Origin of the sequence: Curtobacterium sp. DN_7.5, from assembly GCF_022655355.1 — a bacterium.
Classification (GTDB): domain Bacteria; phylum Actinomycetota; class Actinomycetes; order Actinomycetales; family Microbacteriaceae; genus Curtobacterium; species Curtobacterium luteum.
The window spans coordinates 2,210,802-2,232,123 of record NZ_CP093378.1; the positions used below are offsets into that span (position 1 = coordinate 2,210,802).

Annotated in this window: 17 protein-coding genes and 2 tRNA genes; 5 read left to right on the plus strand and 14 right to left on the minus strand. The window is 73.3% G+C overall.

All coding sequences use genetic code 11. From position 1 onward, the window contains the following. Positions 1–58 precede the first annotated feature (58 nt). The 12 genes from MON03_RS10200 to MON03_RS10255 all read right to left on the minus strand — a co-directional run bounded on the left by MON03_RS10200 (position 59) and on the right by MON03_RS10255 (position 13,175). Positions 59–2,395, minus strand: coding sequence for a GNAT family N-acetyltransferase (locus MON03_RS10200; RefSeq protein ID WP_242088273.1), 2,337 nt, complete (start codon positions 2,393–2,395; stop codon positions 59–61). Next, the gene (locus MON03_RS10205) at positions 2,392–3,840 is read right to left on the minus strand and encodes a lysine N(6)-hydroxylase/L-ornithine N(5)-oxygenase family protein (protein ID WP_242088274.1); all 1,449 of its coding nucleotides are present in this window, start codon (positions 3,838–3,840) and stop codon (positions 2,392–2,394) included. Before MON03_RS10205 ends, MON03_RS10200 begins: the two co-directional genes overlap by 4 nt. Beyond that, positions 3,837–5,231, minus strand: coding sequence for a pyridoxal phosphate-dependent decarboxylase family protein (locus MON03_RS10210; RefSeq protein ID WP_350355050.1), 1,395 nt, complete (start codon positions 5,229–5,231; stop codon positions 3,837–3,839). Before MON03_RS10210 ends, MON03_RS10205 begins: the two co-directional genes overlap by 4 nt. A gap of 277 nt (positions 5,232–5,508) precedes the next feature. Beyond that, entirely contained in the window at positions 5,509–7,002 is a 1,494-nt protein-coding gene (locus MON03_RS10215; RefSeq protein WP_242088275.1) for a reverse transcriptase family protein, read from the minus strand. A 162-nt stretch (positions 7,003–7,164) separates the two neighbouring features. After that, positions 7,165–7,240 (minus strand) — tRNA-Glu (locus tag MON03_RS10220). A 57-nt stretch (positions 7,241–7,297) separates the two neighbouring features. After that, positions 7,298–7,373 (minus strand) — tRNA-Glu (locus tag MON03_RS10225). A 159-nt stretch (positions 7,374–7,532) separates the two neighbouring features. Next, on the minus strand, positions 7,533–8,168 hold the full coding sequence (locus MON03_RS10230; protein WP_022904244.1) for an MBL fold metallo-hydrolase: 636 nt from the start codon (positions 8,166–8,168) through the stop codon (positions 7,533–7,535). A 215-nt stretch (positions 8,169–8,383) separates the two neighbouring features. Beyond that, entirely contained in the window at positions 8,384–9,385 is a 1,002-nt protein-coding gene (locus tag MON03_RS10235; protein WP_175329007.1) for a LacI family DNA-binding transcriptional regulator, read from the minus strand. Between the two features lie 20 nt (positions 9,386–9,405). Next, positions 9,406–9,840, minus strand: coding sequence for a hypothetical protein (locus tag MON03_RS10240; protein WP_242088276.1), 435 nt, complete (start codon positions 9,838–9,840; stop codon positions 9,406–9,408). Between the two features lie 5 nt (positions 9,841–9,845). Continuing rightward, positions 9,846–10,757, minus strand: a complete 912-nt coding sequence (locus MON03_RS10245; RefSeq protein ID WP_022904247.1) for a carbohydrate ABC transporter permease — start codon at positions 10,755–10,757, stop codon at positions 9,846–9,848. Beyond that, positions 10,754–11,728 (minus strand): carbohydrate ABC transporter permease, encoded by a 975-nt coding sequence (locus MON03_RS10250; protein ID WP_022904248.1) that lies wholly within the window; start codon positions 11,726–11,728, stop codon positions 10,754–10,756. The genes MON03_RS10245 and MON03_RS10250 overlap by 4 nt, the downstream gene beginning before the upstream one ends. 160 nt (positions 11,729–11,888) lie before the next feature. Beyond that, positions 11,889–13,175 (minus strand): ABC transporter substrate-binding protein, encoded by a 1,287-nt coding sequence (locus MON03_RS10255; RefSeq protein WP_175329006.1) that lies wholly within the window; start codon positions 13,173–13,175, stop codon positions 11,889–11,891. A 326-nt stretch (positions 13,176–13,501) separates the two neighbouring features. Between MON03_RS10255 and MON03_RS10260 the strand changes: the two genes are divergently transcribed. Further along, the gene (locus MON03_RS10260; RefSeq protein ID WP_242088277.1) at positions 13,502–14,833 is read left to right on the plus strand and encodes a glycosyltransferase; all 1,332 of its coding nucleotides are present in this window, start codon (positions 13,502–13,504) and stop codon (positions 14,831–14,833) included. A 316-nt stretch (positions 14,834–15,149) separates the two neighbouring features. Here MON03_RS10260 and MON03_RS10265 read toward each other — a convergent pair whose 3' ends face one another. Continuing rightward, complete coding sequence (locus MON03_RS10265) at positions 15,150–16,451, minus strand: glycosyltransferase family 2 protein (RefSeq protein WP_242088278.1); 1,302 nt, start codon at positions 16,449–16,451, stop codon at positions 15,150–15,152. Positions 16,452–16,597: 146 nt separating this feature from the next. Here MON03_RS10265 and MON03_RS10270 point away from each other — a divergent pair, with 146 nt between their 5' ends. From MON03_RS10270 to MON03_RS10285, 4 genes are all read left to right on the plus strand, one after another. Beyond that, positions 16,598–16,759 (plus strand): hypothetical protein, encoded by a 162-nt coding sequence (locus MON03_RS10270; RefSeq protein ID WP_022903341.1) that lies wholly within the window; start codon positions 16,598–16,600, stop codon positions 16,757–16,759. 91 nt (positions 16,760–16,850) lie between these two features. After that, entirely contained in the window at positions 16,851–17,777 is a 927-nt protein-coding gene (locus MON03_RS10275) for a beta-1,6-N-acetylglucosaminyltransferase (RefSeq protein ID WP_242088279.1), read from the plus strand. Continuing rightward, on the plus strand, positions 17,777–19,387 hold the full coding sequence (locus MON03_RS10280; RefSeq protein WP_242091456.1) for a lipopolysaccharide biosynthesis protein: 1,611 nt from the start codon (positions 17,777–17,779) through the stop codon (positions 19,385–19,387). The genes MON03_RS10275 and MON03_RS10280 overlap by 1 nt, the downstream gene beginning before the upstream one ends. Further along, positions 19,384–20,574 carry a glycosyltransferase family 4 protein gene (locus MON03_RS10285; RefSeq protein ID WP_022902584.1) on the plus strand — a complete coding sequence of 397 codons (1,191 nt, stop codon included), beginning with the start codon at positions 19,384–19,386 and terminating at the stop codon, positions 20,572–20,574. Before MON03_RS10280 ends, MON03_RS10285 begins: the two co-directional genes overlap by 4 nt. Before the next feature lie 16 nt (positions 20,575–20,590). On the opposite strand, the gene MON03_RS10290 is transcribed toward MON03_RS10285, so the two are convergent. Further along, positions 20,591–21,319 carry a class I SAM-dependent methyltransferase gene (locus MON03_RS10290; RefSeq protein ID WP_022902585.1) on the minus strand — a complete coding sequence of 243 codons (729 nt, stop codon included), beginning with the start codon at positions 21,317–21,319 and terminating at the stop codon, positions 20,591–20,593. Positions 21,320–21,322 lie beyond the last annotated feature (3 nt).

The window sequence follows — 21,322 nt, forward strand, 5'->3', positions numbered from 1 at the left end:
CGCCGGCCGCGCCACCCGCCGCGGACGGTCCCGCCGCGCGGCTCGGCCGCGCCGCCCGTCAGCGCCGCCCGATCGGGTTCGGCATCCGCCCCGCCCGGATGAGGGACTCCGTCTGGCCGGAGAGGTCGACCATCTGCACCGTGTTGCGGAGCTGCAGCCGGTTGAGGCACGAGTGCTCGAAGTCCGGCACGCGGAAGTCGATCGGGCGGGTCCGCCCGACGGAGCCGTCCACGCACTCCCCCACGAGCCGCCAGAACTGCGCTGCCGGCAGCACCCCGTCCTCGTCGAGGATCGCGGCGAGGTACCGGAGCACGCCGTCGAACACGTCCGTGAACATGCCGAGCGCGGCCTCGTCGTCGTCCGCGGGCTGCACGATCCGCTCGGTCCCGGCGGGCACGGCGACGTCACCGACAACCACGACCTCCTCGCCGATGTCCTTCATGAAGACCCGCGACACGACGCCGTCGCGGAGGACGAGCACGAGGTTCTCGCCGTGCGGCATGAAGAGCAGCTGGTGCTCGGTCAGGCAGTGCACGACCGGCCGGACGTAGGCGGCGAGGTACCGCTGCACCCAGGTCGCGGCGTCGAGCCCGGACTGCTCGACGAGGGCGGCGGCGACCGACCGCCCGCGCGCGTCCCGGTGCAGGAGCGCGGCCATCGTGATCGGTCGCTCCCCCGGCGCGAGCCGTGGCACGGGGCTCTCCCGCCAGAGCGCGGCGAGCATCTTCCGCTGCGGCGACACGACGTCGACCCGGTGGTACGCGTCGCCGGTGTAGCCGATCGACGCGTGCTCCCGCAGGACGCCGAACCCGGCGTCGGCGAGCACCGGGTCCGCCTCGACCAGCCCGGCGACCCAGTCGTTCACCGCCGGCGCCGCCCGCATGTAGGCCGGCGACATGCCCCGGAGGAAGCCCATGTTCTGCACGGCGAGCGCCGTCTTCACGTACGACCGCGCCGGTCGCGAGCGGTTGAACGCCGTCCGGATCGACTGCTGCGGCTGGTGTTCGTCCGGCCCCTCGCCGAGGTCGACGAGGTCCTGCCGTCCGAGGTCCGGCGCGAAGGTGACCGCGATCCGGTGCTGCCACTGCCACGGGTGCACCGGGAACCACGTGTACCCGGCGGGGTCGAGACCACGGCGCTCGAGGGTGGCGCGGAAGCCGGCGACCGTCGCCGCGTCGAGCTCCGCGGCCCAGTGCTGCGCCTCGGTGCGGTCGGCTGCGAGCGCGAGGTGCGTGTGCTCCCGGCGGGCGGCGAGCCAGCGGTAGCGGAACCGTCCGCCCGTCTCCGGGGCGTAGGCACGGTACTCGTCGAGCCCGAACCCGATCCGGCCGTTGGCGGCGACGAACGCCGGGTGCCCCTCGGTCATCGCGGCCTCGGCGTCCTGGAACGACGCGACGACGTCGCCGTCGGACCGTCCCCGGGCGAGCTGCGCGGCGGACGGACCACCCCGGCGGTGCTTCGCCGCGGCGCTCGCCAGCGTCGAGGCGATCTCCTCGAGGTAGGTGCCGAGGAGTTCGTCCGGGATGCCGAGCACGGCACGCAGGGCGAGCACGAGGTCCTGCGCGTCGAGCGGCACGGGCGACCCCGCGCGCGTCCGGGTCAGGGATGCTTCGTCGAGCGCCCAGTGCTCGAGCGCGTGCACCCGGGCCCGGAACCGGTAGGTCGAGTCCCCGGCGTCGAGGACCCACGCGTCGCCGTCGGCCCGGGGCGCGATGAGCCGCTCGTGCGTGAACTCGGCGATCGCCTTCGCTACCAAGTGCCGTTGGGCCGGCTCGAGGTGCTCCGGCCGCAGGTGCGCGGCGGGGCCGTCGTCGTCGGGACGCCCGAGCCGCCCGGTGTCGAGGACCGACAGGAGCGCCTGCTTGCCGTCCACGTCGACCACCCGCAGCGCTCGGAACCCGACCTCGGCGTTCTTCCGCTGCACGGCCGTGTTCCGCTCGTCCGGTTCGACGACGACGCGGCGAGCGCCGAGCACGTCCCGGCAGTGCTCCACGACGGCCCGCATCACCGCACTCGTCAGGCCGTGCACACGGCCACCGCCCGACGCCCCGGCCGCCGGCGGCGGGGCGACGAGCAGGTGCATGCCGACGTCCCCGGGCTCGGCGTCCCACACGTCGGTGAGCAGCACGGTGGCCGGGTCGTACGTCTCCGCGTACGCGATCGGCTCACCGTGGCGGCGGAGCAACCAGCCCTGCTGGGCGGGGTCGTCGCCGACGGCACGGAGGTACGCGCGGACGGCGTCCACGTCGTGGTCGGGCATGCCCCACCAGGACGACGCCGGGTGGGCGAGCCACGACTGGACGACGGCGGCGTCCTGTCCCGGGTCCACGGGGTGCACCGACGGGAGGCCCGTGGCCCGGCCCGACGGGACCGCGACCGTCACCGGGGCGCTCACGCGGACACCTCGGTGGTGGCGGTCCGACGGTCTGCCGCGACGACGTCGCTCGGGCCGGCGGTCGGGGCGGCGCTCGCCGCGGGGTCGGGAACCGACCGTCCGCCGGGCAGGCCGAACTCCTGGAAGGCGATCCGTTCCTCCAGGCCGTACACGGCGCGCCCCGTGACGGACCGGATGATCGACGCGTTCCGCCACGCGCCCATCCCGAGGTCGGGGGCCGTGAGGCCGTGCGTGTGCTCCTCGGCGTTCTGCACCCAGATCCGCCCGCCGAGGGTGTCCACGTGCAGGTCGCGCGCGACCGCGAAGCGCCCCCGGTCGTCGCGTGCCACGAGGTGCTCGACCGGGGCGAGGAAGTCCGGCGTCCGCGGGCGGTACCCGGTGGCGAGGACGATCCGCGCGACCTCGTGGGTGGCCTCGGTGTCGAGCTGCCCGTGCCGCAGGGTGAGCCGGTAGCGGTCGGCGTCGGGCGACCACTCGGCGGCGACGACACTGGTGTCGGTGCGGAGGGTCGTCGGGACGGGGCCCCGCGCGCTGATCCGGTAGAGGGTGTCGTACACCTCGTCGACCAGGTCGGCGCTGATGCCCTTGTAGAGCCCGCGCTGCTCGCGGCCGAGGCGGTCACGGACCTCGCGCGGCAGGGCGTGGAAGTGGTCGGTGTACTCCGGGCTCGTCATCTCGAGCGTGAGCTTGCTGTCCTCCATCGGGAAGAACCGCGGCGACCGGGTGATCCAGTCGAGGCGGTACCCGCCGTCCCGGATGCCCTCGAGCAGGTCGCGGTACACCTCGGCCGCGGACTGCCCGCTGCCGATCACTGCGATCGACTCGGCGTCGCGGAGCTCGTCGCGGGCGTCGAGGTACCCGGCGGAGTGGACGACCGGCCCCTCGAGTCCGCGCAGCGCGTCGGGCACGGCCGGCTCGGTGCCGATGCCGAGCACGACGTGGCGCGCCCGGTACCGCTCCGGCCCGTCAGCGGTCTCGGCGTGCACCGTGAAGAGATCGGTGTCGTCGTCGTGCTCGACGGCGACGACCCGACGGCCCCACCGGAGTGTCCCGAGGCGGTCGGCCGCCCATCGGCAGTAGGCGTCGTACTCCACGCGCAGGGGGTGGAAGTCCTCGCGGATGTAGAACGGGTAGAGCCGTCCGGTCTCCTTGAGCCATGCGAGGAACGAGAACGGCGACGTCGGGTCGGCCATGGTCACGAGGTCCGCCAGGAACGGGACCTGGATCGTCGCGTCGTCGAGCATCATGCCGTGGTGCCAGGCGAAGCCGTCGGCCTGGTCGAGGAACACCGCGTCGAGGTCGTCGAGCGGTTCCGTGAGGCAGGCGAGGCCGAGGTTGAAGGGCCCGATGCCGATGCCGATGAGGTCGTGCACCGTGGCGGTGGCGGTGGCGGTGCCGGTGGCGGTGGCGATCGTGCTCGTGCTCGTGCTCGTGCTCGTGCTCATCGCCGTGCTCCCGTCGTCTCGGTGGCGTGCCGTGCGCTGCGCTGCCGCTCGACGTGCAGTCGTCGGGCCGTCGCGGCGACGTGCCCGAGCGCCGCGACGACCTGGTCCTCGGTCGCCCCTGGGTTGAGCAGCGTCAGCTTGTTGCAGGGCCGACCGTCGATCACGGTCTTCGCGATGAGTACCCGGCCCTCGGCGAGCAGCGCCGCTCGGAGCGGCGCGACGAGGGCGTCCGCGTCGTCGTCGCTCACGTCGTCCGGCTGCCAGCGGAACAGCACCGTGCTCAGGTCCGTCGGCGCGACGAGCACCAGCTCAGGGTGCCGACGGACGTGCTCGTGCACCCGGCCAGCGACGTCGATCACCGTGTCGAACGCGCGTCCGATGGCCTCCGCACCGCTCGCCCTGAGGGTCGCCCAGAGCTTCAGCGCGTCCAACCGGCGGGTCGTCTGCAGCGACTTGTCGACCTGGTTCGGCTCCTCGGCGTCCTCGGGGTTGAGGTAGTCGGCGTGCCAGGCCGCGAGCCCGAGGTCCTCCGGCACCCGGACGAGCAGCGCGCTGGACGACACCGGCTGGAAGAACGACTTGTGGAAGTCCGCCGTCACGCTGCGGGCCCGCTCGATGCCGTCCAGCAGGTGTCGCCTGGTCGGCGACACCAGCAGGCCGCACCCGTAGGCCGCGTCGACGTGGAGCCATGCCCCCTCGAGGTCGCACACGTCGGCGATCGGCTCGAGCGGGTCGACGCAGCCGCGGTCGGTCGTACCCGCGGTCGCGACGACGGCCATCGGGGTCCGTCCCTCGCGGCGGGCGTCCGCGATCGCGTGGGCGAGGGCGTCCGGGCGCATCCGGCCGGCGGCGTCCGTGGCGACGTCCACGACGGCGTGCTCCGGCAGCCCGAGGACCATCGCCGACTTCCGGACGCTGAAGTGGCTCGACGCCGTGGCGAACACGACGAGGTCGTCGAGCGAGGGACGGGCACGTTGACCGGACGCCGGACCGCGGAGGGTCGCGGCCTGCCGGGCGAGCAGCAGCGCGTGCAGGTTCGACTGCGACCCGCCGGAGGTGAAGACCCCGTCGCCGTCCGCGAACCCGATCGTCTCGGTCGCCCAGCGGACCACACGGCGTTCGATCTCGGTGCCGATGCGCGACTGGTCCCACGTGTCGACCGAGGGGTTCACGGCGGCGAGCACGGCCTCGGCGGCGACCGCGGGGAGCGCCACCGGGCAGTTGAGGTGGGCGAGCGACGCGGGGTGGTGGAACCAGACGGCCTCGGCGCTGAAGAGTCCGTCGACCTCGTCCACGGCGGCCTCGGCGCTGTGGAGCGGGGCGTCGAGGTCGATCGACTCGACGCGTGCCCGCAGGGTCGCCGCGGGGGTGTCGGTCGTGGGGGTGGTCACGGCGGCGAACCGGTCAGCGGTATGCGCGACGGCCGCACCCACGAGGTCGCGGTACCGCTCGGCTCGGTCGGTGTCCAGGATTTCGAGCTGTGGTGTAACGCTGTTCACGTTAGGTAAGGCTAACCTCACTTCGTTGTGGACGGAACCGCGAACGGGGGAAGAACGATCGTTCCACCTCCGGGCGTGGGCGGTGGGCGCGAGGCGGAGCGAGGGCGAGGGCGAGGCGAGGGCGGGGCGGGGCGGGGGCGGGGCGGGGGGGGCGGGCGTGGGCGCGGCGTCAGCGCCAGTCGATGCGGTCGAACTCCGCGCGCAGCCGCGCCGCCCGAGCGGGGTGCGTCTGGCCGACCCAGCCGATGCGGCCGAGCAGGTGCGCCCGGAACTCGGGGTGACCGTCGCGGTTCTGGGACGCCGGCCCGTGGCGGACGCAGTTGTGCAGGATCGCGTGGAGTCGGTCGACCTCTGCGCGGCCGGGCGACAGTCGGTCGTTCACGACGACGCCCGTGACCGCCTGCCGGACACCCCGCCGGCGGACCCGGGTCTTGTGCGGGTTCACCTCGTGCCCCTGGTCGCGGACGATCCGGTCGACCCCGGCGATGAAGGCGTCGACCCGGGCGGCCAGCGCCGCTCCCCCGCTGAACGTCAGGTCGTCGGCGTACCGGGTGTAGGTCGCTCCGGCCGCGACGGCCCAGCCCGTGAGCCGCGCATCGAGGTGCCGCAGGGCCAGGTTCGCGAGCGCCGGTGAGGTCGGCGCTCCCTGCGGCAGGTGCGCCTCGGCCAGCGCCCGACGGAGGGCGACCCGTTCGTCGAGGGACCCACCTCCGCCGCCGGGCATCGCGCGCAGGACGTGCGGCGGGACCTCGTGCACGCAGAGCCCGGTGAGCACGTGCGCCACCGGCTCCGCGAACCCGGCGTTCCGGAACACGCCGTAGACGCTCGGCGCCCGCACCGTGGCGAAGAACGAGGTGAGGTCCATCGTCACGACGACCTCGGTCCCGACGTGCCGGGCCGCACTCGTCACGATGCTCCGGCCCGGCACGAACCCGTGGGCCGCGTCGTGCACCGGCAGCGTCGTCAGCAGCTCGTCGAGGACGGTGCGCTGCGCCCGGCGGAGCAGGTGCATCGGGGCCTCGAGCAGCCGGGGCGTGCGCCCGGGCCGGACCGTCCACGTGTGCCGGTAGTGGTGCAGCGGTCCGTCGGGGTCGGCGTGGCGGTTCCACCCCTTCGTGTCCGCCAGCCAGAGGAGCCGACCCACCGTGAGGTCGAGCGCCCGTGCGAGTTCCGGCAGCGTGTCGACGAGCAACGGCCCCTCGACGTGCCGAGCAGCGTGGACCGGGGAGACGGGGCGTGCGAGCACCCGGACGGGCCGTCGGCGGGTGCGACGCCCGTGCTCGGAGACCAGCCTCGGGGTCCGGGCGAGCACCGCGGCGAGCGAGCCGGGGGCGTCGGTCGGGGGTCGTGGGAACGCGTCCAGCGCGGCGACCACGGCCGCGCCGACGATCACACGCTCGATCCCGACGACGTCGAAGCCCGCTGCCCGGAGCGTCGGGAGGTCCCAGGCGTCCGCGGCGAGGAAGCCGTCCGCGAGGGCGACGGCGATCGCGTCGAGGGGCGTGGCGTTCCCGGGGGACCCGTCGGTGCCTCCGTGCGGCGTCGCGCGCGGAGCGCGCCTGCCCGCTCGGGGCGTGGTGTCCTGCTGGTCCTGCGTACCCCGGGGTGACCCCGGAGAGGACGACGCACCGCGTGCGTCATCCGCCTCCCCCGGGAACTCCACGGGATCACCGTACGCGAGACCGCCGACGGTCGCGTCGGCCGCGGAGGGCGAACGCCCCGGCACTCACGGACGCGGACCGGGAGACCACGGATCCCTGCACCCGGCGGACGCGGGACCCCGGGGACGACGAACGCCCCGCTCCTGCTGGAGCGGGGCGTCCCGTGGTGACCCCAGCGGGATTCGAACCCGCGTTACCGCCGTGAGAGGGCGACGTACTAGGCCGCTGTACGATGGGGCCGTGGACCCGCTCGGGAGCGGGACACACACGTTGTCGGACTCGGAGGCGAGCCACCTGTGGTGACCCCAGCGGGATTCGAACCCGCGTTACCGCCGTGAGAGGGCGACGTACTAGGCCGCTGTACGATGGGGCCGTTCCGACAACTCGACAAGTATGGCACAGCGCCCGCTCCTCGCCAAAACGAGGCGTGTCGCCCGGGTGTGCCGTTCGTACCGGAGCCGACCCCGTCGCGGCCGCGACCGGAGTGACGGCCTGGAGGCGCGCCTCCCGTCCGCCCGTCCGCGCGCGTCGATCAGACGGTGACGGTGTCGCCGGGGGCGATGACGACGACCTCGCCGCCTGGCTCGACCACCTCGCGGAGGCGGCCGACGTGCATGCCGAGGCCGACCTCGGACAGGGTCGCCTCGTGGATCGGGTACGCCCGCCGCGGGGCGACGGCGGCGACCCAGTCCATCAGTTCGCCGATCTTGAGCCACGGCGCGCCGATGGGGGTCGCGAGGACCTCCACGGGGACCGGCGGCACCGTGTAGGCGTCGCCCGGGTGGAACAGTCGACCGTCCACCAGCACTCCGGTGTTGTCGATGACCGGGATGCTCGAGTGGATCAGGTTGTGACGTGTGCCGTGGAAGGCGAGTCCGAACGGCCCGACCGTGCGCTGGTCGCCGTCGGTCACGACGTCGACCGGGATGCCGGCGTCGGCGAGCGCGGTGGTGACCCCGGCCGGGCCGATCACGACGGCGTCGGGGTTCGCGTCGAGGATCCGCCGGACCTGCTCGGGCGTGACGTGGTCGGGGTGCGCGTGCGTGACGACGATCCCGAGGACGCCCGTGAGGTCGACCGGACGGGTGAAGTTCCCCGGGTCGAGGACGAGCCGTGCACCATCGCGGGTCAGCACCTGACAGGCGTGTTCGAGCTTGGTGACCTCCATGCCGGCGACCCTACGCGGGCTCCCGACCCGCGGGCCGGCGGGACGGGGGCTGGCTCGGGCTGGCGCGGCGCGGCGCGTTCCGCGTTCGCACAACCGAAGTCACGGCGAACCACGGATGCCGGTGGTTCGTGGTGACTTCGGTTGTGCGAACGCACCGCACGCCGCTGCCGCACCGCACGCCGCGAACGGGACGACGCCGCCGACGCACCGTGCGCTCACCGCGGCGGCGCCGTCGTCCCCCGCACGACGAGCTCGGCCGCGGCGGGCGTCAGCGGCCCCGTCGGCAGCCCCTCCACCTCGGCGAGCACCGCCCGCGCGGCCGTCCGCCCCTGGTCCTCCGGGTCCTGCGCGATCGTCGTGAGGCCGACCGTGGCCCCGTACTCGTGCCCGTCGACCCCGATGACGGACAGGTCCTCCGGCACCCGGAGCCCTGCCCGGCTCGCGGCGAGGAGCAGCCCGAGCGCCATCTCGTCCGAGGCGCAGAAGACCGCGGTCGGCCGGTCCGTCGGGTCGGCGAGCAGGGCTGCACCGGCCTCGACCCCGCCCGCGAACGAGAACCGCCCGTCCACCATCCACGTCGGACGGGGGTCGACGCCGCAGGAGGCCATCGCGTCGACGAACCCGTCGTGGCGCAGGTACGGCACGGCGACGTTCATGCCGTCCTCGTCCTGCCCGCCCATGTAGGCGACGGCGCGGTGTCCGAGCGAGACGAGGTGCCGGACCGCGAGGTGCGACACGACCGCGTCGTCGACCCCCACGTTCCGGAGTCCGGGAGCGGGTCCGCCGATCACGATCATCGGGTGCCGGGCGAGTTCGAGCTCCGCGCGCTCGGTCTCGTCGAGTACGAGGGAGAGGAGCACGAGCGCGTCCACCCGGTGCCGGAGCATCGAGCGTCGGAAGGCCCGGTCGCGGTCTCCCCCGGGGCCGCCCAGGTTGTAGAGCACGAGGTCGTGCCCGGCCCGTCGGAGCTCGGCGTCGACCCCGCCGAGCGCCTTCACGTAGAACCACCGGTCGATCACGGGCACGACGACCCCGACCGCCCGCTGGCGCCCGGTGGCGAGGCCGGCCGCGGCCGAGCTCGGGACGTACCCGAGCTCGTCGGCGACCCGTCGCACCTGGTCGATCGTGGTGCCGGCGACGGACGGCAGGCCGCGCAGCGCTCGGGAGACGGTCGACTTCGAGAGTCCGGTGACGGTGGCGATCTCCTGGATGCCCATGGATCCGGCCTGGAGGCGCGTCACCCGTCCGTCGGACGGCGCGCGTCCGACGCGTGGGCGGCGGTCAGGGCGTGCACGGCACGGCTCGCGGCGGTCGACGCGCGCCCGGCGCGGCGCGCACGGCGGCGTCCGTCCGCGACCTCGTCCCACCCGGCGTGCGCGTGGCCGCCGGAGGCGCGGACCGAGCGGACCGGCGGGGTGTCACCGGGGTCGGACCCGACCCCGTCGACCTCGCCGGTCCCCGCGCGGACGCGGCGGAGCACCGACACGCGCCACCGGTCGAGGAGGACGACGGCGACGACGGCGACCAAGAGCGTCAGCGCCCAGCCGAGCGCCGGGCGCCCGGTGACCTCGCAGAAGATCGTCACGCCGAGGAACAGCACGCCGAACATGCCGACGAAGCCGATCGCCTCCTCGATGCGGGCCGTGGGACGGGTGGGTCCGCGCTGTGCCATGGTCGTCAGCCCTTCACACCGCCGGCGGTGAGGCCGGCCACGATGCGCCGCTGGAACACCAGCACGAGGATCACGAGCGGGATCGTGACGATCGTGCCCGCTGCCATGACCGCCGTGTACGGCTCCTGGTGTGGCTGCGACCCGGCGAACGACGCGATCGCGACCGTGACCGGCTGGGTGGCGTCCGATGACAGCTGGGACGAGATGAGGTACTCGTTCCAGGACGAGATGAACGCCAGGATCGCGGTCGTGAACACGGCGGGCGCGGCCAGCGGCAGGATGATCCGCCGGAACGCCTGGATGCGGGTGCACCCGTCGATGCGGGCCGCCTCCTCGAGGTCCCACGGCATCTCGCGGAAGAAGCTCGCGAGCGTGTAGACGGTGAGCGGCAGCACGAACGAGATGCTCGGGAGGATGAGCGCCTGGTACGACCCCATCCAGCCGATGTCCGTGAACAGCTGGAACAGCGGCGAGATGAGCGCGACGCCCGGGAACATCGACGCGGCGAGGATCGCTCCGGCGATGAGCGACTTGCCCTTGAACTCCAGCCGGGCCAGGGCGTACGCGGCACTCGTGCCCACGAGCAGCGCGATGATCGTCACCGTGACGCCGATGAACAGGCTGTTCAGGAGCGCGCGGCCGAGGTGGTTGCCGAGTGCGGTCGAGAACGCCGTCGTGTAGTTGGCGAACGTGAAGTGCGTGAACCACGGGGTCGGGTCGAAGGTGAACCCGACGTCGCGGAAGCTCGTCACGATCATCCAGTAGAAGGGCAGCAGGCACCAGACGGCGATGACGACGGCCTGGATGCCCGTGCGCCACTTCTGACCGAGGTGGCGCTTGACGCGCACCTGCGTGGTGTCGGTGGTGCGCTCGCGACTGCCGGCGAGTGAGCGGGGACGGTCGGCTGCGAGGGTCACTTGAGCTCCCCCTTCTGCTGGGCGGCCTGGGTCTGCACGACGTTGGCGCCGAGGAACCGCACGAAGATGAACGCGACGATGAAGATCACGAGGAACGTGATCGTGGACAGTGCGGAGGCGGAGTTGAAGCCCTGCCGGACCTGGTCGACCACGAGGATCGACAGGGTGGTCGTGGCGTTGCCCGAGCCGCCGCCACCGCCGGTGAGGATCGCCGGCAGGTCGTACATGCGCAGGGCGTCGAGCACGCGGAACAGGATCGCGACCATCAGCGCGGGCTTGACGAGCGGCAGCGTGATGTTCCAGAACCGCTGGATCGTCGACGCGCCGTCCATCTTGCCGGCCTCGTAGACCTCCTCCGGGATCAGCTGGAGTCCCGCGAGGATGAGGAGCGCCATGAACGGCGTGGTCTTCCACGTGTCGGCGATGATGATCGCCCAGCGGGAGGCCCACTCGCCGCTCGTCCAGAGGATCTGCTGCCCGAGGACGTGGTTGAGGACGCCGTTCGCGTCGAAGATGAAGTACCAGAGCTTCGCGGTGACGGCGGTCGGGATGGCCCACGGCACGAGGATCGCGGCACGGACGAACGCGCGGCCCTTGAAGTCGCGGTTCATGATGATCGCCATCCACACGCCGATGACGGTCTCGAGCGCGACCGTCACGACGGTGAAGAAGAAGGTGTTGCCCATGGACACCCAGAACTGGGAGCCGATGCTGCCGGGCGGGCAGGTGGTGTTGCCGCACTGCTGGGCGAGCCAGTGCACGTAGTTCGTGACGCCGGCGAAGCCGCCCTGCACGAACAGCCCGGTCGCCTTGTCGAGGCCCTGGTCGAGCTGGAACGACTGGACGACGGCGCTGACCACCGGGTAGCCGATGACGACGGCGAGGAGCACGATCGTCGGGCCGATGAGGTAGACCGCCCAGCGGCCGTGCTCGGCGTTCAGGCCGCCCTTCCGCCGCTTCGGCGGCTCCATCCCGGTGGGGTTGGGGATGGCGGCGGGGATCTCGGTTGCTGCTGACACGTGACGGCCTCCTTGCCGGGGTGTGTCGGGACGCGAGTGGGGGCGGGCGGGAGGCACGGTGCACGCTGGCACCGTGCCTCCCGTCCGATGCGGCGTCAGCCGCTGATCGGCGTCAGTTGCCGTTGCTGGTGGCCGTCTTGAGGGCCGCCTGCATGTCCTTCAACGCCTCGTCGACGCTCTTCGAGCCCTTGAGGGCCGCGTAGGTGTTGTCCTGGATCGCCTTCGTCACGGCCGGGTAGAACGGCGTCACGGGACGCGGCTCGGCCGACTCGATCGACTTGAGCAGGGTGGGCAGGTACGGCAGCTTGCTCGTGAGCTCGGAGTCGGTGTAGAGGTCACCGACGACCGGGGCGAGCGAGCCCTGCGTCGCGAAGAACTTCTGGGTCTCGTTCGACTCGAGGAACTCCAGGAAGTCGTGCGCGGTCGCCTTGTGCTTCGAGTAGACGCTGATCGCGGCGTTGTGGCCGCCGAGCGTCGAGGCGCCGGTGCCGTCCTTGCCGGGGATCGGCGCGATGCCGAAGGTGTCCTTCACCTTGCTCGAGCCGTCGGTCTTCGCGAGGTTGTAGACGTACGGCCAGTTGCGCAGGAACAGCAGCTTGCCGTTCTCGAACGCGGTGCGGCCCTGCTCCTCCTGGTAGGTGATCGCCTCGGCCGGGATGTTCCCGTCCTTGAACGCGTCCACGAGGTTCTGCAGGCCCGCCTTGGCGTCCGAGGTGTCGACGTCCGCCGCACCGCTGCTGTTCAGCACGGAACCGCCGGAGCCGTTGATCGCCTCGGAGGCGTTCACCGTCAGGCCCTCGTACTTCGCGAACTGCCCGGCGTAGCAACCGATGCCGGCCTTCTTGGCGATCGAGCAGTCCTGCATCATCTCGTCCCACGTCGTCGGGGGCGTCTTGACGAGGTCCTTGCGGTAGTAGAGCAGCGCGCCGTCCGAGGTCTGCGGCGCGGCGTAGAGCGTGTCGTTGTAGGTCGCGGTCTTCACCGTGGCGGGCAGCAGCTTGGACGTGTCGATCTTCATCTTGCCGGTGAGCGGCGTCAGCCAGCCCTTCGCGGCGAACTCGGCGGTCCAGACGACGTCGACGTCGACCACGTCGTAGTTCTCGTCCTTCGCCTGGAAGTGCTGGACGAGGTCGTCGTGCTGCTGGTCGGCCTGGTCGGACTGCTCCTTGAAGGTGACCTTCTCGTCCGGGTGGGCCTTGTTCCACTTCGCGATCAGCGGCCGGACGACGTTCGAGTTGTCCTTGCCCTGCACGTACGTGATCGGGCCGCGGCTGTCCTGCCCGTTCTGGGCGTCGCCCGAGTTCGCGGATCCGCCGCTCGAGCAGCCGGTGAGCACGAGCCCGATCGCGGCGATGCCGGCGACCGAGGCGAACCGCACCTTGGCGCGTGTTGTCTTCACAGGGATGTCTCCTCATCGAGATCACCAGGCCGCGTCGATCGGGTGCTCACGACGATGCCTGGAGCAGGCGGCACTGCCCGCTGACGGAGGAAGTTACGCCCGGAACGACCCCACCGCAACCGGTTGCATCGGTTCCGTGACCTGGTCGTGATGACCTTCCGACGGACGGTTTCTGCGAACTTGCCGAAAGTGTGCGCTCACTTTCCCGTGCCGCCTGGGATCGGCGTCGAACGCGTCGTGGCGGGCCCTGCGGGGTTCCGCACGAACCCCGCCGTCGGATGCGGCGACCGTTGTCCGGCGCGCGCAGGCTCCGTAGCGTCGCGGACATGGCCCTGATCCCCTCCGTCTCCGTGCCCGGCCCCCGTCGTGTCGTCAGCCTCGACCTCGACGCGCCGCTGCCCGAGCTCGTCGCCGACGAGACCGGCTCCTCCGCGCTCGTGGTCGGCTACCGGGGCGGCTTCCCGGTGACGACGCTCGACGTGCTGCTCACCGACGACCCGGCCGATGCCCGGCGCGCCGTCGAGCCGCTCGTCGCGCAGACCGCGGACGCACCGGCCCCAGACGCCGGCGACGTCGTCCGGGACGAGGACCTCCCGCTCATCTCGGTCGTCGTGTCGACGATCGTCGCCCGGATCGAGACCATCACGACGCTCCTCGGCGTCCTGGAGCAGCTCGACTACCCCCGGTACGAGGTGATCATCGTCGACAACCGCGTGAAGGTGCCGGAGCACGACCTGCTGCCCGGCATCCTCGAGGGCCACAACGTCCGCCTCGTGGTCGAGCGCCGACCGGGTTGCTCGGCCGGCCGGAACGCCGGGGTCGCCGCCGCGAAGGGCGAGGTCATCGCGTTCACCGACGACGACGTCCGGATCAGCCCGCAGTGGCTCCGGATGATCGGATCACGCTTCGTCCGCGAGCCCTCCCTCTCCGCGGTGACCGGGCTCATCCTGCCCGAGGAGCTCTCGACCCCGGCGCAGATCTGGTACGAGGCCTACTACGGCGGCTTCAGCGGCGAGCGCACCTTCGAGCCGGTGACGATCGTCCCCGAGGACGCGCCCGGTGCGATGCGCCATGCCCGGGTCTCCGCGATCGCCCCGGACGGCACCGTGCGGAAGCACTTCGCCGTCTACGGCATCGGCGGGTACGGTGCCGGTGCGAACTGGGCCGTGCGTGCGTCGGCGTTCCGTGCGGCCGGCGGGTTCGACCCCGTGCTCGGCGCCGGTGTCCCCGCGCGCGGCGGCGAGGACCTCGCGATCTTCATCGACATCCTGTGGGGCGGCGGCCGGATCGGCTTCGAGCCGAAGGCCGTCGTGCACCACACGCACCGGCAGGACCTCGAGGGGCTGCACCACCAGCTGCACTCGAACGGCGTCGGGTTCACCGCGCTCATGTGCGCACTCATCGCGAAGGACCGCCGGCACCTCGCTGCGCTGACCCGGCTCATGCCGATCGCGGCGAAGGTCAAGTTGAAGCAGCTCGTCACGCGTCTGGCGGGCAAGCGGGACGCGGCGCCGGAGACCGTCACGGAGGCGTCGACCACGCGCATCCCCCGGTCCCTCGCCTACCACGAGTTCCGCGGGTTCCCGGCGGGTCCGCCGGCGTACTTCCGGAGCCGGCGGTTCTGGCGTGACGTGGAGGAGGGGCGCTTCCGTCCCTGAGGCGCTGCGCCGCCGGGCCCGCGTCCGTTCGCCGGGCTCGGTGGCGCTGTCGCTGTCGCACGCGTCCGTCCGTCCGCCGGGCCGGTGCGCGCGCGTCGCGGTCGTCCGACGGAGCCGTCGTCGCACGACAACGAAAACGTCGCTCCCCAGCGTCCGCGACGACCCGCGCCCGCAACGAACGACACCGCCGTCGTCGCACGACAACGGCCACGTCGCTCCCCAGCGCCGGCAACGCTCCGCGCCCGCGCCCGCGCCCGGACCAGCCCGCGCCCGGGAACCAGCCCGCACGCGAACCAGCCCCAGCCGGCGCCGCGCCCTACCGCGCCGCGAGCCGCCCGCGCACGTACCGCCACGGCCCGCCGAGCGCCGCGACGAGCTCCGCCCGCTTGAGCCCCGCCGTCGCCGCACGGAACTCGTCGTCCACCGGCCACCCGCCGACCGCGTCCACCGCTGCCGAGACCTGGTCGCCGCTGCCCTGCCCGAGCGCGCCGAGCTGCCGGAGCGCCCCGATCGCCCGCCGGAGCACGGCGAGGGCGGTCCCGGGCCGGCTCATCAGCTTCGCGACCCAGGCCCCGAGGCCCGTCCCGTACCCGAGTGCCTGCGATCGCAGGGCCTCGCGGTCGGCGCGGTGCTTGTGCCAGACGATCGCGGAGGGCTCCACGGCGAGCGCCCCGCCGGAGAACAGCACCCGCGTGAAGAGGTCCGGGTCCTCGCCCGCACGCGCCGGGGTGCCGGGGCCGAGGGCGACGTCGAACCCGCCGAGCTCGAGCGCCGCCTCGCGCCGGAGCGACATGTTCGCGCCGGTCCCGAACGCCCCGACCGAGAACGGGAACAGCGGCAGGTCCGCCGGCGGCTCCGCGGTCCGGTACACCCGGCGGTCGGTGTTGCGCGCCCAGGTGACCCGTTCGTCGAAGTACCGCTGCGTCGGGGTGCGGAGCTCCCCGCTCGGCACGAGCCCGGTCACGCAGACGACGTCCGCGTCGCGGGCGTACGCGGCGACGAGCGCCGCTGCCCACCACGCGTCGACGACCACGTCGTCGTCGACGAAGGCGACGACGTCGCCGGTGGCCGCCGCGAGACCGGCGTTGCGTGCGCGCGAGACCCCGGCACGGGCCTCCAGGACGTACTGCAGGCGTGCGTCCGCGAACGACGCGACCACGTCGCGGGTGGCGGACGTGCTCGGCGCGTTGTCGACGACGATCACTTCGAGGTCGTCCCACTCCGACGCCAGGACCGACGCGACGCAGCGTCGGACGTCCTCGGGTCGGTCGCGGGTGGCGACGACGACGGTGATGCGGCCGACGGGCGCGCCCGTCGGCCCGGCCGGGAGGCCCGTGGCGCGGAGTGCGCGCAACGCGCGTGCCGTCTCGGCCGGGTCCAGGGCGCCGCCCGGTCCGATCGCGACGTCGACGGACCCCGCGAGTTCGCGGCCGTCGCGGACGAGGAGCCGCGCGCGACGGAAGCCCTCGGCGTCGGCGAGCACGACCGCGTCGGCCGCGAGCGCCCGGTGCCGGTCGACCGCACCGACCCAGGCCGCTCCGGGCCAGGTCGGCGCCTCCGCGGCGGGCATCGCGGGCTGCAGGGTGAGCACGCCGGTCATCGTGGGACGGTCGGTCATGCTCCGATGCTCCGGTGGTGGCGTGCACGGGTCAACGAGGGCCCCCGGCGCGTGCGCGGACCTTGCGGTTTGCCGCCACCTGACAGCCGGCGCTCCCCTAGGATCGTGGGGATCCCGGGCATCAGGTCGGGGCACGAGGAGGACGCATGCCGCTGGACCCGATGCCCGAGTCCTCCGCCGTCCTCGAAGTCGTGCTCGAGGACGCCCCGACGTGTGTCTGCGGTCACGTGCGGGACGCGCACGAGCACTACCGTCCCGGCACCGACTGCGCGCTCTGCGACTGCCCCCGGTTCCGCAAGAAACGCTGATCAGGGGCCTGGGTGCGGGAAACCGCTGCTTCCCCGCACCCGGTCCGACCCCGCCTTGTCGGTGTTCGGCGGCCACCGTAGCGTCGCGGACATGGCCAACTCCCCCGCCGTGGCGTGCGTCGTCCTCGCCCACGAGGACCCGGCACACGTCCGTCGCCTGATCGAGGCGCTCGACCCGTTCCCGGTGTTCCTGCACTGCGACGCGCGGACGCCGGACGACGTGTGGGCCGCGATGACCGCCGACCTGCCCGCACGGGTGCGCCTGCTGCCGCGGATGCGCACCGGCTGGGCGCGCTGGGAGAACGTCGCCGCCGAGGTCGAGGGCTACCGGGCCGCCCTCGCGGAGACGGACGTGTCGCACGTCGCGGTCCTCACCGGCAGCGACTACCCGCTCGGGAACCCGGCGGAGCTGACCGCGCTGCTCGAGGCGAACCACGGGACCTCGTTCCTCGGCGTGCACCCGCTGCCGTGGTCGGAGTGGGGCCGTGGGGGCGGCCTGCCGCGCCTGCGGTTCCCGCACTGGGCGTGGCGCAAGCACATGATCCGTGTCCCCGTCCCGCGTCGACTCCCCCGCGGCGTCACGCCCGCCGGTGGGTCGCAGCTCAAGGTCCTCGCACGGGAGCACGCCGACGCCGTCGTGCGCGCCGTCGACACCCGGCCGGACCTCGTCCGGTTCTGGCAGCGCGTGTGGATCGCCGACGAGACGTTCGTGCCGTCGGTGCTCTGGACCGAGTCGCTGACGCCGGGCTTCCGCCAGGCCCACCTGCCGCACTCGCTGTGGTGGATCGGGTGGGACGGCTCCGCGATGAAGAGCCCGCCGTGGCTGACGATCGCGGACGCCGGCCGGCTGTTCCAGTGGCGGACCCAGCCCGTCGCCGAGGCCCGGGAGGTCCCGCAGCTGTTCGCACGGAAGTTCTCGACCGACCGGAGCTCGGAGTTGCTCGACCTCGTCGACGCGGCGTTCGGGCTGCGGCCGACACGACCCGAGCGCGTGGCGGCCGAGGTGGTGCCCTCGTGATGCCGTCGCAGGACACCGGGGCCGCGCAGCCGACGACCCGCCGCGAGGCCCGTGCAGCGCGCGAGGCCGCCGCCGCGACCGGCACCGCGGTCGCGGAACCCACCGCCGTCGCGGATCCCGCCACCGGCACGGACCCCGCCACCGGCACGGACCCCGCCGCCGGCACGGACCCGGCCGGCACGGACCCGGCACCCGCCACCGGCTCGACGCGCACGGTGTCGTCGGTCCTCTTCGGCCGGGGCCTGCTGTACGTCGTCGTCTGGTCGATGCAGCTCGTCGTGTCGTCGCTGATCTCCCCCGTGCTCGCGCACCTGATGCCCCCGGCCGAGTTCGGGGTGCTCGCGTCCGCGATCGCCCTGTACCAGGCCCTCGGGGTGCTCGCCGTGGCCGGGCTCGACCAGGCGACCGTGCTCCAGCGCGCCGAGGACGGGGACGACCGGCGTGCGCGGGGCCTGCTGAGCGTCGGCATCACCACCGCGGTCCTCGTCACGGTGGTCTCGCTCGTCTCCATCCCGGTCTGGGGCGACGCCGCCGGGTTCGTCGGGCAGCACCCCTTGCTGCTCATCGCCGTCCTCTGGGTCGGTCCCGCCGCGGTCGTGCAGCTGTCCCTCGCGCTCCTCGTGGCGCAGGACCGGATCCGTGTCTTCGCCGTCACGAGCCTGCTGTCGTCGATCGGCGGCTCGATCATCGGGCTCGGCCTCCTCACCTTCGTGCACGCCGACGCGGTGACCTACGCCTGGGGCGGGGTCGTGGCGCAGGGGATCGCGATGGTGATCGGCATCGTCGCGACCCGTCCCCGCATCGCGGGGCTGTTCGACCGGAAGACCACCGCCCGGGCGTTCCGGCTGGGCATCCCGATCGCGCTCGGGAACCTGTCGTACTTCGTGCTGAACGCCGGCGACCGCATCGTCATCCAGCGCCTCCTCGGCCCGGAGGAGGTCGCGCGCTACCAGATCGCCTACGTCGTCGGGTCGGCCGTCATCCTCCTGCTCTCCTTCACGAACCAGGCGTGGGCACCCCACTTCGCGGCGCTCCGCGACGCCGTCGCCCGTCGTGAGCTCGCCATGCACTCCCGCGACGAGCTGTACCGCATGCTCGCGCCGGTGCTGCTCGCCGTGACGCTCGTGTCGCCCGTCGCCCTGCCGATCCTCGCCCCCGCGTCCTACCGGGTGCACGAGCTGACCGTCGTCGTGCTCATCGTCGCCGTGACCGCGCTGCCGGTGGTGGCGAGCGGCGCGACCGGACGCCTGCTCGTCATCGAACGGCGGGGCGTGGCCGTCGGCGTCATCGCCGCGATCGCCGGCGCCGTGAACATCGGCGCGAACATCCTCCTGGTGCCGTGGCTCGGCCTCGCGGGCGCCGCCGTGTCGACCGTCGTCGCCTACGTCGTGCTCGCAGCCCTCCAGCAGGCGGTGCTCCCCGACCGTCGGGCATGGCGCGGGCCAGGGTGGCGGATCGTCGTGCCGGTGGCTGCGGGCCTCACGGTCGCCGTCGCGTCGCTGTTCGTGCCCCAGGACCTGTTCTGGAACTGCTTCCGGATGGCCGGCGCCGTCGCGTGCCTGCCATGGTTCATCCGCCGACTCCGTGCCGCCCGAGGAGGGACCGCATGACCACCGGACGGCCGCTCCGCATCGCTCTCGTCACCTCCGGACTGGCGATCACCGGCGGCCTGGAGCGGTGCGTCCTCGAGGACACCGAGGAGCTCGTCGCCGCAGGCCACGAGGTCCTCGTCTGGCACCGGGACGACGGGATGCCGCGGGCGGGTGAGGGCCGTCCGGCCTTCGAACGCCTCGGCGTCCGGCTCGTGCACGGCACCGACCCGCGCTTCGGTGTCCGCTCCGCGCTGCGGGACGTCGTCCGCTTCGTCCGCGAAGGGCTGCGGCTCCGCAGCTGGGCACCCGACGTCATCTGGCTGAACCGGCCCGAGTACCTGCCCTACGGTCGCGTCGTCTCCGCCGTGTCCCGTGTCCCGCTCGCGGTGCACCTGCACCATGCGCCGAACTACGGGCGGCTGCGGCCCTTCGCCGGCGGCCGGACCCGCTACCTCGCCGTGTCCGCCGCGATGGCCGACGCGTGGGCCGCCGTGGGGGCGCCCCGTGACCGCACCACGATCGTGCCGAACGGGGTCGACACCGCCGAGTTCCCCCCGGCGACCGAGTCCGCCGCCCGCGACGCGCGAGCGCGCCTCGGGCTGCCCGAGGACGCCCCCGTCGTGCTCTACTACGGCCGGCTCAGCCGCGGGAAGGGCGTGGTCGCCCTCCTGGAGGCATGGGGTCGCGTCCGTTCGTCGGCTCCCGTCCGACGGCGGGTGACGTGCCCGACCGCGGGCGGCGCGACACACACCACACCCGTCCTCGTCCTCGCCGGCGCGCTCTACCCCGACGAGGAGGCGGCCGTCCAGCGGGCCGTCGACGCGCTCCCCGAGGGTTCGGTCGTCCTGCTCCCGGAGCGTGACGACGTGCTCCCGCTCCTGCACGCCGCGGACCTCGTGGTCGTCCCGTCCGTCGAACCCGAGGGCTTCGGCAGGACGGTCGTCGAGGCCATGTCGACCGGCACGCCGGTGGTCGCGGCCGCGTCCGGCGGCACGGCCGAGATCCTCTCCGGCGAGTGGGCGCGGTACACGGTCGACCCGAGCGACGCGGCGGCCCTCGCGGCCCGCATCGTCGACGTGCTCGAAGAGGCGGCGACGGACCCGTCGCTCGGGGCCCGCTGCCGGGAGTGGGTCAGTGCCCGGTACGGCCGGACCCCGCACGTCGCTGCCCTCCTCGCCGCGCTCGAGGAGCACGCCCGACGCTGAGCGCCCGCGGCGGCGCTCAGTCGCCGACGGCCGACGCGACGAACACCATCACCGGACTGTCCTCCCGGAGCGGTCCCCGCTGCCAGTCCCCGAAGACCTCGACCGCCTCGAAGCCGGCTGCGCCGACGTCGCGCAGCAGCTCGTCGTGGCCCCGGAACCGCAGGTCCTCGCTGTACGCCAGGGTCTCGTCCGTGTCGACGAAGCGGTTGGACGCCACGAGACGGACGACGCCCGGAGCGATCTCGGTGGCCTCGGACCACTCCTCGAGCGGACCGGCCGCCGTGACCCGGGTCGACCGCCCGTCGGAGGTCCAGGCCTCCCAGGCCCGCGCGGCGGGGTTCCGGCTCTCGAACGCCACGGTGCCGCCCGGCACGAGCACGGACCGCAGGTCGCGCAGTGTGCGCTGCCACGCAGCGTCCCCGATGTGCTGTGCGACGTTCCCCGTCATCAGCGCGAGGTCGCGGGGCTCCGCCGGCACGTCGCGGCTGTCACCGAGGATCCACGAGACGCTCCCGCCGCCCGGACGTCGTCGCGCGGCGTCGAGCATCGTGGCCGAGGGATCGACGCCGAGCACGTCGCGGTCGACACCGGCGAGCGTCACGGTCAGGATCCCGGTGCCGCAGCCCAGGTCGACGATCCTCCGGGCGCCGACGTGGTCGGCGAGACCGCGCCAGAAGTCGTGGTCCGGACCGTCCGGGTTGTCCACGTCGTACAGGTCCACGAGCCGTCGGTCCAGGTCCACCACCCC